General features: G+C 68.5%; 12 protein-coding genes. 10 read left to right on the top strand and 2 right to left on the bottom strand.

Features of this window, described 5'->3' with window-relative positions:
- Nucleotides 1-32: 32 nt before the first annotated feature.
- The 6 genes from ACLM5J_RS00060 to ACLM5J_RS00035 all read left to right on the top strand — a co-directional run bounded on the left by ACLM5J_RS00060 (nucleotide 33) and on the right by ACLM5J_RS00035 (nucleotide 6182).
- Nucleotides 33-1007, top strand: a complete 975-nt coding sequence (locus ACLM5J_RS00060) for an enoyl-CoA hydratase/isomerase family protein (protein WP_413653955.1) — start codon at nucleotides 33-35, stop codon at nucleotides 1005-1007.
- A 7-nt stretch (nucleotides 1008-1014) separates the two neighbouring features.
- The gene (locus ACLM5J_RS00055; protein ID WP_413653954.1) at nucleotides 1015-1998 is read left to right on the top strand and encodes an LLM class flavin-dependent oxidoreductase; all 984 of its coding nucleotides are present in this window, start codon (nucleotides 1015-1017) and stop codon (nucleotides 1996-1998) included.
- The gene (locus ACLM5J_RS00050) at nucleotides 1995-2324 is read left to right on the top strand and encodes a VOC family protein (RefSeq protein ID WP_413653953.1); all 330 of its coding nucleotides are present in this window, start codon (nucleotides 1995-1997) and stop codon (nucleotides 2322-2324) included. Before ACLM5J_RS00055 ends, ACLM5J_RS00050 begins: the two co-directional genes overlap by 4 nt.
- 1 nt (nucleotide 2325) lies before the next feature.
- Nucleotides 2326-3108 carry an enoyl-CoA hydratase/isomerase family protein gene (locus tag ACLM5J_RS00045; protein WP_413653952.1) on the top strand — a complete coding sequence of 261 codons (783 nt, stop codon included), beginning with the start codon at nucleotides 2326-2328 and terminating at the stop codon, nucleotides 3106-3108.
- A 75-nt stretch (nucleotides 3109-3183) separates the two neighbouring features.
- Nucleotides 3184-5511, top strand: a complete 2328-nt coding sequence (locus tag ACLM5J_RS00040) for a sensor histidine kinase (protein ID WP_413653951.1) — start codon at nucleotides 3184-3186, stop codon at nucleotides 5509-5511.
- Nucleotides 5508-6182 (top strand): hypothetical protein, encoded by a 675-nt coding sequence (locus tag ACLM5J_RS00035; RefSeq protein ID WP_413653950.1) that lies wholly within the window; start codon nucleotides 5508-5510, stop codon nucleotides 6180-6182. The genes ACLM5J_RS00040 and ACLM5J_RS00035 overlap by 4 nt, the downstream gene beginning before the upstream one ends.
- A gap of 12 nt (nucleotides 6183-6194) precedes the next feature.
- On the opposite strand, the gene cysC is transcribed toward ACLM5J_RS00035, so the two are convergent.
- A complete protein-coding gene (gene cysC / locus ACLM5J_RS00030; protein ID WP_413653949.1) occupies nucleotides 6195-7394 on the bottom strand; it encodes an adenylyl-sulfate kinase in 1200 nt (399 codons plus the stop codon).
- Between the two features lie 42 nt (nucleotides 7395-7436).
- On the opposite strand from cysC, the gene ACLM5J_RS00025 reads away from it, so the two are divergent.
- From ACLM5J_RS00025 to ACLM5J_RS00015, 3 genes are all read left to right on the top strand, one after another.
- Nucleotides 7437-8396 (top strand): asparaginase, encoded by a 960-nt coding sequence (locus ACLM5J_RS00025; protein ID WP_413653948.1) that lies wholly within the window; start codon nucleotides 7437-7439, stop codon nucleotides 8394-8396.
- A 77-nt stretch (nucleotides 8397-8473) separates the two neighbouring features.
- Nucleotides 8474-8887 (top strand): helix-turn-helix domain-containing protein, encoded by a 414-nt coding sequence (locus ACLM5J_RS00020; protein WP_413653947.1) that lies wholly within the window; start codon nucleotides 8474-8476, stop codon nucleotides 8885-8887.
- Between the two features lie 62 nt (nucleotides 8888-8949).
- Nucleotides 8950-9693 (top strand): hypothetical protein, encoded by a 744-nt coding sequence (locus ACLM5J_RS00015; protein ID WP_413653946.1) that lies wholly within the window; start codon nucleotides 8950-8952, stop codon nucleotides 9691-9693.
- A gap of 325 nt (nucleotides 9694-10018) precedes the next feature.
- Here ACLM5J_RS00015 and ACLM5J_RS00010 read toward each other — a convergent pair whose 3' ends face one another.
- The gene (locus ACLM5J_RS00010) at nucleotides 10019-10708 is read right to left on the bottom strand and encodes a hypothetical protein (RefSeq protein WP_413653945.1); all 690 of its coding nucleotides are present in this window, start codon (nucleotides 10706-10708) and stop codon (nucleotides 10019-10021) included.
- A 216-nt stretch (nucleotides 10709-10924) separates the two neighbouring features.
- Between ACLM5J_RS00010 and ACLM5J_RS00005 the strand changes: the two genes are divergently transcribed.
- Nucleotides 10925-11218, top strand: a complete 294-nt coding sequence (locus ACLM5J_RS00005; RefSeq protein WP_413653944.1) for a DUF2516 family protein — start codon at nucleotides 10925-10927, stop codon at nucleotides 11216-11218.
- Nucleotides 11219-11300: the final 82 nt, after the last annotated feature.

Raw genomic sequence — 11300 nt, 5'->3', positions numbered from 1 at the left:
ATTCCTTTGACCCTGAAGCGAGAGGCATCATCATGAAGAAGACCGAGTCCGAACTGCTGGAGAACCAGTGGGACGCCGAGAACATGATCACCGACGAAGCGCTGATCGAGAAGTACGTGACCTACGACGTCGACGCTGATCGTTCGGTCGCCACGATCTGCTTCGACCGGCCCGAGATGTTGAACGCCATCCCGGTCGCGGCCTTCGAGCGGGTCGGTGACCTGGTCCGCGAGGCGGAGACCGACGACGCCGTGAAGGTGATCGTCTTCAAGGGCAACGGCGAGCACTTCGGCACCGGCGCGGACGCCGCCGAGCTCGGCCACTACATCGGCTACAAGTCCGGCACGGACAAGGCGTCGCGCCGTCGTCCGGCGCAGCGCCAGCGGATCCTGCCCGACCGGAACGTGCTGACCACCAGCTTCACCCGTCCGATCGTGGAGTCGCTCAAGGCGACCATCTGCCAGGTCCAGGGCTACTGCTACGGCGGCCACTTCCAGATCGCGCTCTCGGCCGACATCGTGATCGCCACCCCGGACGCGAAGTTCACCCACCCGGCCTTCCGCTACCTCGGCCCGGCGCCGCAGGACATGTACCACTGGATCGAGAAGCTGGGCCTGACGACGATGAAGGACGTCATGCTCACGATGCGTGCGATCGGCGCCGAGGAGGGCGAGCGCAAGGGCCTGGTCACCAAGGTCGTCGAGCGTGACGAGCTGGACCAGTGGGTCGCCGACTACGCCCAGGCGATCGCCGTGATGCCCCTCGACTCCTTGATGATGGGCAAGTCGATGATGCAGGTCGTGATGGAGGCGCGCGGTAAGGGCCTGGGCGCGATGACCGGCTGGATCGGTCACGGTTGGGCGACCAACGTGGCCTTCGAGGACGGCGACTTCAACTTCCTCAAGGAGCGCCGCACGCAGGGTGTCTCCGGTGCGCTGGCGACGCGCGACAACATGGTTGCCCCCTACTTCCGACTCTCCAACAGCCGCAGCGCAGCGCAGGACTGATGGGCTCGTGAAGTTCGGAGTACTCCTCGACCACCAGTACCCGATCGGCGAGGACATCGGGCGCCGGACCGGCGAGTTGGTCGAGCTCACCCAGCACGTGCGTGACCTCGGCTTCGACTCGCTGTTCGGCATCCACCACTACCTGGCTTCGCTGAGCACCCCGCAGCCGCTCCCACTGCTCTCGCGCCTGCTGGAACACACCGGGACGATGCAGATCGGGACCGGGATCCTGATCCTGCCGCTGGGACACCCGGTGCACTGGGCCGAGGAGATCGCCACCATCGACCAGATGTCGGGCGGGCGGTTCGTGCTCGGCATCGGGTCGGGGTACCGGGAGGACGAGTTCTCGGCGTTCGGCATCGACCGCCGTAAGCGGGTCTCGCGGATGAACGAGTCGCTCGAGGTGATGCAGAAGCTCTGGACGGGCGAGCCGGTCCACCACGACGGCCAGCACTTCCAGCTCGACGGCGCGCGATGCAGCGTGCTGCCGGTGCAGGAAGGTGGGCCGGAGGTGTGGGTCGGTGCCAACGGGCCGATCGGGATCAAGCGGATCGCGGGGCAGGGCCGCTCCTGGCTCTCGCCGAGCAACGTGCGCCGCAACTGGGCGGTCGGCAACCTGACCGACTACCGCGGCCACCTGCGTGAGGCCGGGCACGACGAGGCGGGGATGACCTTCCCGATCCACCGCGACCTCTGCGTGGCCGACTCCTTCGAGGAGGCGTGGCAGATCGCGGGCGGCCCGGTCCGCGAGTCGTACAACGAGTATGTCCAGTACGGCATGGACTACTTCGAGTCGCAGTGGGAGGGGATCAAGCACAAGGCGCTCTTCTTCGGTTCGCCCGACGAGATCGCCGCCAAGATCACCGACTTCGCCGAGGCCGGCTTCAACCACTTCGTCTTCCGGGTCCAGTGGCTCGGCCTGCCGATCGAGGAGTCGATGAAGATCCTGGAGCGGTTCGCCAACGAGGTCATGCCGAGGTTCCGGGTATGAAGGTCGGGCATCTGATCGTTCCGGTCGACGACATCGGGACCGCCGTCGAGTTCTACTCCGAGACCATGGGGCTCTCGGAACGGTTCCGCGACGGTGATCGCTACGCCGCGCTCACCGACGGCTCGGTCACCCTGGGGTTGGCCACCGCCGTCGAACAGCCGGTTCCCGGCCGAATCGTGCTCTCCTTCCAGGTCGGTGATCTGGCCGCCTTCCTGGCCGCGTGGCCCGGGGGAGAGGACGTGGCGGTCACCGAAGGCGGGCACGAACGGCGCGCCACGCTGAGTGATCCGTTCGGCAACCCCGTCGTGGTCTACGAGAGGAGCTGAGATGACCGACGTGCTGATCGTGACGCGCGCCGAAGGTGTCGCGGAGCTGCGGCTCAACCGGCCGGAGGCGGGCAACGCCTTGAACACCGAGCTCAAGGAGGCGCTCGTCGCCGCGTTGAGGGAGGTCGCCGCGGATGAAGCGGTCCGTGCCGTCCTGCTGAGCGGCAACGGCAAGGCGTTCTGTGTCGGCCAGGATCTGGCCGACCTGGCGGCGACGCTCGACGCCGAGCCCGAGCGGGCTTCGGAGACGGTGGCCCTGCACTACAACCCGATCACCCAGGCGTTGGCCACCATGGAGAAGCCGGTGGTCGCCGCCGTCCACGGCACCTGTGTGGGTGCCGGCCTCGGCTTCGCCCTCGCCTGCGACCTCCAGGTCTGGGGAGCGGGGATCACCCTGGCCACCGCGTTCTCGAAGGTCGGGCTGACCTGTGACTCCGGGCTCTCGGCGACGCTGCCGGCTGCGGTCGGTGCCGCCAGGGCCCGCGAGTTGGTGCTACTGGGCAACCCGTTCACTCCCGAGGACGGGATCTCCTGGGGGCTCGCCGGTTCGGTCCTGCCTGCGGACGAGGTGATCGCAGCTGGCGCGGCGCTGGCACAGCGACTGGCAGCCGGACCGACCGCCGCCTACGCGGCGAGCAAGCGGCTGTTGGCTCGTGGTGTCGCCATCGAGGCGACCCTCGCCGCCGAAGCCGAGGAGCAGGCGCGGTGTGGAGCGACCACCGACCATCAGGCCGCCGTCAGCGCGTTCCTCGCCAAGGAACGGGCCAGCTTCGTCGGGAGGTGAGGTGACGCGGCGTGGGGGAGCGGTGCTGGTTAAGATCGCCACAGCGGGGGCTGAGCTAGCAGGAAGGACTACCACGTGCGTTGCGTGGTGCTGCTCCGTGCCTTCGTGACGGGTCTGGACGGCGACTCGGCAACCGCAGGCTGGGCGACGCGCAGCCTCAGCGAGTCGATCCGCGGTGCGCTGTTCGCCGCGGTGGCTCTCTTCCAGGCCTTGGTGATCCTCGCGCTGCTGCTGTCGCCCGGCGATGGCACGTGGTTGTTGGTGGCGTTCCATCTCCTGATCGCGGGGATCGCCTGGACGGCTCGACATCGTCCGATCCCGGGATCGCTGGTCGTCGCCGCCGTCTACGGGATCGGCCTGTTGGACATTGCTCTCACCTCGTCCGCCGACTCATTGGTCACCTTCGTGGTCTGCTGGATGATCAACCTCGCCCACGCGCTGCCGGCCTTCTTGATGCGCCGGTGGTCCGCGGTACTTGCGCCGCTGGTGGGGAGCGTCGGTTACGCCGTCGGGGTCCACCTGCTGCACCCCGATTGGGGTGGCACCTATGCATTGGCGGTGCCGCCGACCGCGCTCTTCATGATGCTCGGAACCCGAGCCGGCGCGATGGTCCTGGCCGACCTCACCGGTCGGATCGACGCCCAGGCCGCCGCCGGAGCCGAAGAGACCGCCGCACTGGCCTGGCGCCGGCGGGTCAGCCGGGAGACCGCCGAGGACGCGCGGGTACTCCACGACACGGTGATCAACACGCTCGGCGCCCTCGCAATGGGCGGTGCGGCGATCAGCGATGGGGCGTTGGTCCGGGCCCGCTGCCGCAGCGACGCGGACACGGTGATCACCTTGCACCACGGCGTCGCCGGGCCGACGGCGCCGGCCTCCTTGCCCCAGGCGTTGGCGCACCACGGCCTGTTCGTCGAACGCCGCGGGCTCGACGACGCCGAGGTTGCCGGGTTGTTGGCCCTGATCGATGCCGATCGGGCGCGAGCCTTCATCAGCGCCACCAATGAGCTGGTCCGCAATGTCGCCAAGCACGCCGGAGTGGACCGGGTCGTGGTCGACGCGCGACACCGTGGCGGGCGACTCCAGCTCGCGGTGCTCGACGCCGGGCGGGGATTCGACCAGGACCGCGTCGAGCTCCGCGGGCTGCTGAGTTCGGTGTTCGCGCGGGCCCAGGAGGCGGGTATCCGGGTCAGCCTCCGCTCAGAGCCGGGCAGTGGCACCGCCGCGGTGCTCTCGGTGGACCTTGAGGCGAGCAGCACCGACGGTCTTCGTCCGGGTCGCGTCGACGACGACGCCGAGAAGTTGGACCAGGTACTGGCCCAGATGCGCAGGAACGCGGCGTGGCTCTGGGCGGCTGGCGCTGCCTCCGTCGGCGTCGGGCTCGAGGTGGTGAACCATCCGGGCAGAGCCACCTGGACCTATCTGACCCTCGTCGTCGCGTTCGCCGGTCTCGCGATCGCCCGGGTGGCCTACCGCCGCCGCCGACGGCTACCGGCCGGGATCGGGGTCGCCCTCGGGATGCTCGCCTCGATCGGTTTCGTGGCCGCCGCCGCGACCTCGGGCTTCGGGGAACAGGATGTGGTGCTGTGGCAGGTGGTCAGCCCGACCGGTCTCTTGGTGCTGCTGACGATGCTGCCGGGAGTCGCCGGCGTGCGCTATCTGGGATTCGGCCTCTTCATCGGCACCGTCCTGGTGACCGCGGTGGTCGGCACCGACTCCCTGGAACCGGCCCTGATCGTCGGTAGCGGTGGTCTGATCGCGCTCACGTTGGTGCTGGGGTTCGTCTCCTTCGGGCGCGTGGTCGGCCGCATCGCCGCCCGGACCAGGGCGGACCAGCAACGACTGCTGGACGCCCGGCTCGACGGTCTGGAGCGCGACGCCGCCACCGAGGCCCGGGGCCGGTGGCGGGCCGCCGGCCTGAGCGATGCGCTGGAACTGCTCGAAGAACTCGCCGACGGACGTCTGGACCCGCACGACTCCGAGGTCAGACGTCGCTGCGGCGAGGAGGAGCTCTACCTGCGCCAGCTGATCCAACTCAACCCGGAGCTGGTCCGGATGTCGCACTGGTATCTGCGCGCCTTGGGCGAGGCCAAGGTCCGCCGGGTCAGCCTGATCCTGCGCAGCGGTGAGGTGGAGCCGGACGATGCCGAGACGGTCCGGGTGATGGGGGAGAACCTGCTCCGCGCCGTCAATGCGGTGCGTCCGAGTGACGATCTGACGATGACGCTCTACGGTGGCGACAGCGGGGTCACGCTGACCATGGTCGGCCCGAACCCGATGCTGTCGGAACAGACAGGCCGGTGGCAGGTGCCGATGGGTGCCCAGCTACGGGTGCAGTCGATCGGCGGCCAGGACGTGGTGGAGTTCGCCCTACCTACCGAGCTGAAGGAGGCGGTCCGATGACGGAGACCGAGATCGATGCCAGCAGATTCGAGTGGCGGGTCGCGATCGTCGAGGACCATCTCCTGCAACGCCGCCGGACCGAGGAGCTGGTCGCCTCCCAAGCGCAGTTGAAGCTCGTCTGGAGCGGGGAGAGCCTGCCTGCCTTCGTGGACTGGCTGAGCAAGTCGCCACGGGCCAACCATCCCCATCTGCTGGTCCTCGACCTGCAGGTCGACCGTGGTGACGCCGCGGACCCCGAGGTGGTGCGCCGGTTGGTCGACGCGGGTCTGCGGGTCCTGGTGCTCTCGGCGATGGCGTCGCCGTCCCTGGTCCGCGACGTGCTTCGCGCCGGGGTGGGCGGGATGGTCGGAAAGCGGGACAAGGAGGACGACATCGTCTCCGCGATCTGGGCGGTGCTCGGACGGTCCACCTGGATCACTCCGGAGTTGGCCAGCGTGATGGCCGGAGACCCGGACCGTCCTGCGCTCAGCGACCAGGAGGAGCGAGCCCTGGTGCTCTATGCCTCCGGGCTCACCCTGGACGCTGTGGCAGAGGCCTTGGGGGTCCGCAAGGACACCGCGAAGAAGTACCTGGGTCGGGTCAAGGCCAAGTACGCCGCCGCCGGCCGCCCGGTGCGGACCAAGGTGGAGCTCAACGAGGCCGCCCGACAGGACGGCTTCCTCAACCGCTGAGCTCCACGTCGCTCAGAGGTTGAGCAGGCCGCGTTCGCGCAGCACAGCCAGTACGTCGTCGAGTGCGGCCTCGATGGTGCGACCGGTGGTGTCGACGACGACGGCCGCGTCCTGCGGCACCTCGTAGGGCGAGGAGATCCCGGTGAACTCGCCGATCTCGCCGGTCCGGGCCTTGGCGTAGAGGCCCTTGCGGTCGCGTCGTTCGCACTCCTCGAGCGGGGTCGCGACGTGGATCAGGAAGAACTCCGCGCCGGCGTCCTCCACGAACTCGCGGACCTGCTGACGGGTCTCGTCGAAGGGCGCGATCGGGGAGCAGATCGCCACGCCGTTGTGGCGCGCGATCTCAGCCGCCACCCAGCCGATCCGGCGGATGTTGGTCTCCCGGTCGGCCTTCGAGAAGCCAAGGCCGGCGCTGAGATTGCGGCGCACCACGTCGCCGTCCAGGCTGGTGACGGTCCGCTTCCCCTGCTCCAGCACCTTGTCCTGCAGGGCCCGGGCCAGGGTCGACTTGCCGCTGCCGGAGAGTCCGGTGAAGAAGAGCACCAGTCCGCGCTCGTCGGCGGGCGGCTCCTCGAAGTCCAAGATGTCGGCGATGGCGACCGGGTACTCGACCTCGTCGCTGGCCGGGGTAGCGGGCAGGGCATACACCTCGTCGTCGGCGGCGTAGTTGCCGACGACCTGGGCACCGAGCAGGTGGTCGATCTCGGGGTCCCGGTGCGAGGCCAGGGGAACGGCGACGACGGCCGCATCCGGCAGCAGGTCGGCGGCGGCCAGCGAAGCGCGGATCAGGCCGACGGCACTGAGCCCCTCCGGGGTGCCGGTACCGACCAGGGCCAGCAGGACGACCTTGCCGTCGAGGTCGGCGAGCGCGTCGAGCTGGTCGGCGTCGAGCGCTGCGCTGAGCGGAACGAAGGTGGAGCCGGCGTACTGCTCACGGACCTCGGACGGCGTCAGATAGAGCCGGCGGAACGGGCCATACTGGGCGTGCGTCAGCGCCTGGACGCTGCCGTCCGCGTGGACGCGGGCGAGCGGCAACCCTTCCGGGTCGACGAGTTCAACCTCGGTGTGGCGCAGTTCGCCGGGAAGGTTGAGCCGGACCGGCGAGCCGGGCTCGTTGAAGCCGGTCAGCGGAGCGAAGGCCCCGGTGGTGAGGAGTTCGAGGTCGTCGAGCTCACGGGGGGAGGGGCAGTGCTGAGAAAGGTTGTCGGCCACGGGCACATCCTGCCAGCCCGGCTCTCGTGATAGGCAGGGCACATGGGTCACGAGGTGCTGGTCGAGGTTGTCCGTTCGGGTCTGCTGGAAGGCACCCACCACGGATCGGTGGTGGCGCTCGCGGCGGACGGCTCGGTGGAGTGGAGCAAGGGAGATCCGGATGCGGTCGTCCTACCGCGCTCCTGCAACAAGCCGCTGCAGGCCGCCGCGATGGTCCGGCTCGGCCTGATGCTTGAGCCACGCCTCCTGGCGCTGGCCTCGGCCTCGCACTCGGGGGAGCCGTTCCAGGTCGCCGCGGTGCGCGAGATCCTGGCGCTGGCCGGGCTCGACGAGACGGCGCTGCACAACCCCGCCGACTGGCCGCTGGACTCGCACTTCGAGCGCGAGTTGATCGCGGCGGGCGGCGAACAGACCCGGCTGCAGATGAACTGCTCGGGCAAGCACGCGGCCATGCTGTTGACCTGCCAGGTCAACGGATGGCCGATCGACGACTACCTGGACCCTGGCCACCCGTTGCAGCAGGCGATCGCGACCACCTTCGCCGAGTTGACCGGCCAACCGGTCGGCCACGAAGCGATCGACGGCTGCGGCGCACCGCTGCTCGGTACCAGCCTGGTCGGTCTCGCTACCGCGTTCTCCAGGCTGGCGACCGCGGCCGAGGGAACCGCGGAGCATGCGGTGGCCACCGCGATCCGGGACTTCCCCGAATACGTCTCCGGCACCCGGCGCGACGAGTACCTGGTGCTGCGCGCGATCCCGGGTGCGATCGCCAAGGCCGGTGCGGAGGCGTGCCATGTGCTGGCGCTCGCCGACGGTTCGGCGTTCGCGCTGAAGATCGCGGACGGCGGTATCCGGGCCCGGCCCGTGGTGCTCGCCGCAGCGTTGGAGCGCAGCGGGGTGCTTGCTGGTGCGGGCGTCGATGCCGCGGCGGTCCGGGCGACGGGGGAGAAGTTGCTGACCGGCGGTGGCGTCGTGGTGGGGGCGGTCCGCGCGGTGCTCTGAGCCGTCGCGAACGGTGGTGAGCGGCGTCACATGCCGCGTGCTTGCAATCTGCTAACTTTTGCAAGCACTATGGAGGCATGGCATTGGGCAAGGTCGGGAAGACCGTGGAGTCGCTGGGCGACTACCTCAAGGAACAGCGGGTTCAGTCGAAGTTGTCGTTGCGGCAGCTCGCTGATCAAGCAGGCGTCTCCAACCCCTACCTCAGCCAGATCGAACGTGGTCTGCGCAAGCCCTCTGCCGAAGTGCTGCAACAGATCGCCAAGGCGTTGCGCATCTCCGCCGAGCAGTTGTACATCCGTGCCGGCATCCTCTCCCCGGAGGACGGCGTCGGTGGTTCGGTCGAGCTGGCGATCTTGAACGACCCCGGACTCACCGAGCGTCAGAAGCAGTCACTGCTCGACGTCTACGCCTCGTTCCTCGCCCTCAACGGCGTGGCACCGGCGGAGGAGGACGCCACCGCGGCGACTCCCGAGGACGACACCGAGCACTGAACCTCCCTCTCGGTGCGGCGGGGGGCCGCATCACCCACCAGCAACAACAGGAGTTGATCACCATGGCCAAGTTCGACCTCAAGACCGAGGCGGCTCGCCCGTTCTACGCCACCGTCGGCGCCACCGACCTCGCTGCCGAGGTTGCCCGCCAGTACCTCACTGACGTCCAGGCCCGCGTTGCCGACGTCTCGAAGAAGGTGCAGAAGCTCGACCTGGAGCCGAAGAACTTCAACGGCCGCGCGCAGTCGTTCGCGAAGGACCGCGTCGAGGTTGCCACCAAGGTCGCCACCAAGGAGGCCAAGGACGCGCAGGCCAAGTTCGAGGCCCGGGTCAAGGAGCTCCAGGCGGACGCCAAGGAGGCGCAGGCCAAGTTCGAGAGCCGGATCGCCGAGCTTCAGGCTGAGGCCAAGTCCCTGCCCGCGAAGGCCCAGAAGCTGGTCACCGAGGCTATCGACGAGGCCGTCGAGACCTACACCGACCTGGTCAAGCGCGGTGAGAAGGCCGTCGAGCTGATCCGCAAGGGTGAGTACACCGTCGTCGTCCCGGCCAAGCCCGCCAAGAAGGCTCCGGCCAAGGCTGCCGCGAAGAAGGCCCCGGTCGCCAAGAAGGCTCCCGCCAAGAAGGCTCCCGCGAAGAAGGCCCCGGCGAAGAAGGCTGCCGCCGAGACCGTCGCGAAGGCTCCGGTCGCGAAGAAGGCTCCGGCCAAGAAGGCTCCCGCGAAGAAGGCACCGGCCAAGAAGGTCGCCGAGACCGTCGTGGCTCCGGCCGCCGCCGTCGTCGAGACCCCGGCTGTCGCCAACGACTGAAGAGCAGGCGACGTCGAACAGCTGAGCCTGTTCTGATCGCCATTGCTGGCTCTTCGAGCACGATGCAAGGCCCCCGGACGTATGAGGTCCGGGGGCTTTGCCCTTGCTGGGGGCACGCCGATGCCTCCGGTGTCCTTGTGGCTGCCGGAGGTGGCGGTGTGGTCGAGGTCGGCGTCGGCTGAGCTGCGGGTGCAGTTGGGGAGGACGCAGTGCGGGTCGCGTTGCTTGACCAGCTCCACCATCCACGGTGGCGGGTCGTGGTGCTTGAGCCAGTCTTCGAGCTGGGCGACGAGGATCGGACCGAGCCGGTCTGTGTCGGCCAAGGTCAGGTCGTCGGTGCTGAACAGGTCGTTGAGGGTGGTGTGCACGAAGACTCGTAGCCCGCGCCGACGGTGGTCGAGCTTGTCGAGAACCTCGTTGCCCTCGTAGTCCAGCTTGTCCTGGGCTTCGGCGATGGAGCCGAGCGCTTGGCTTTGCGTTGGTTCAGGGTGTCCTTGTCACCGGCCCGCTTCAACCGCTCCGCTTCCTCACAGACGAGGTCATGGAACCGTGAGAGGTCCAGCGAGTCGCCGGTCACGTCGAGTCTCGAGGTGCCGGATGCCGTGCCTTCCGGGCCGTAGCGGTGGTTGAGCCGGACGTCCCAGTCGGCCTTCGACAGTGGACCGGTCTTGTCGCGGATCAACTCGGGGTGGAACTTCGCGACTGCTATGGCCAGCATCCGTTCGATGGTCTTCCAGCCGTACCGTTCGCCAATGGCGAGTTGGGTGTCGAACCACGCGGCAGCCTCCGCCGACAGCTTCCTGGTGAGCTCGGCGACCCGGCGGGCCTTCCACCCCGGCACTTCCAACAATTCAACCTGTGCCCACAGGCGCGGGAGTCGGTGGTGCAGATCAAGAGCGTCCGCCAAGAGCGAGAGCGCGGTGTAGCGGGAGACACCCGAGGCGGTAGCGAACTCTTCCGCAGCGAACGCGGCCACGGCCGGAGTGCCGTCCCGCATCGAGGTCGGTGACCTCATACGGAACATGTGCGGCGTCGATCTCGATCATGAGAACAGTCCATCAGGACCCTCCGACAGTTTGATCTCGACAAGCTCGATCAACGGAATCCAGCTCGTTTTGGTACCAAATGCCGAATATCCGAGGCGCCCGCTATGAGGTCCGGGGGTCTTTTGCCGTTCGGGGTGCCCCGCCGGCGGCTACCGGCGGTGACGGCCGCCCACTAGGCTGGGAAGGTGCCCGAGGTCCTGCTCTTCCAGTCCACCGTGTTGATGGTGGTCCTGCTCATCGCTGTCGTGGTCAAGACGTTCGCCTTCATCAGTGCGCTGCTCTGGTCCGCCGAGGCGTACCACGCCGCTGGGAAGCTGACCAAGAACGCCTGGGTGGCGATCCTCGGGGTGGGACTGGCCGCCCAGATCATCCTGATCACGGCCTCGCCGCTGAACCTGATCCACCTCGCGGCGTCGATCGCGGCCCTGGTCTACGTGCTGGACGTCCGTCCGGCGATGGCGTCGCTGACCCGCCGCTGAGCAGCGGGTCAGCTCCGCATCGCTAGTTGTGATGCCCAGCCAGGTTGTTCAACCTGGTGATGGGGGCGGCTTTCCCGATTGC

It is taken from the genome of Nocardioides sp. Bht2, assembly GCF_047308515.1.
Lineage (GTDB): Bacteria > Actinomycetota > Actinomycetes > Propionibacteriales > Nocardioidaceae > Nocardioides.
This window is presented reverse-complemented; position numbering and strand designations above follow the sequence as displayed.

Coding starts and splice junctions, on each gene's coding strand:
- ACLM5J_RS00035 (WP_413653950.1), top strand. CDS start 5,508: ATGACGGAGACCGAGATCGATGCCAGCAGATTCGAGTGGCGGGTCGCG.
- ACLM5J_RS00060 (WP_413653955.1), top strand. CDS start 33: ATGAAGAAGACCGAGTCCGAACTGCTGGAGAACCAGTGGGACGCCGAG.
- ACLM5J_RS00050 (WP_413653953.1), top strand. CDS start 1,995: ATGAAGGTCGGGCATCTGATCGTTCCGGTCGACGACATCGGGACCGCC.
- ACLM5J_RS00010 (WP_413653945.1), bottom strand. CDS start 10,708: ATGAGGTCACCGACCTCGATGCGGGACGGCACTCCGGCCGTGGCCGCG.
- ACLM5J_RS00015 (WP_413653946.1), top strand. CDS start 8,950: ATGGCCAAGTTCGACCTCAAGACCGAGGCGGCTCGCCCGTTCTACGCC.
- ACLM5J_RS00020 (WP_413653947.1), top strand. CDS start 8,474: ATGGCATTGGGCAAGGTCGGGAAGACCGTGGAGTCGCTGGGCGACTAC.
- ACLM5J_RS00045 (WP_413653952.1), top strand. CDS start 2,326: ATGACCGACGTGCTGATCGTGACGCGCGCCGAAGGTGTCGCGGAGCTG.
- ACLM5J_RS00025 (WP_413653948.1), top strand. CDS start 7,437: ATGGGTCACGAGGTGCTGGTCGAGGTTGTCCGTTCGGGTCTGCTGGAA.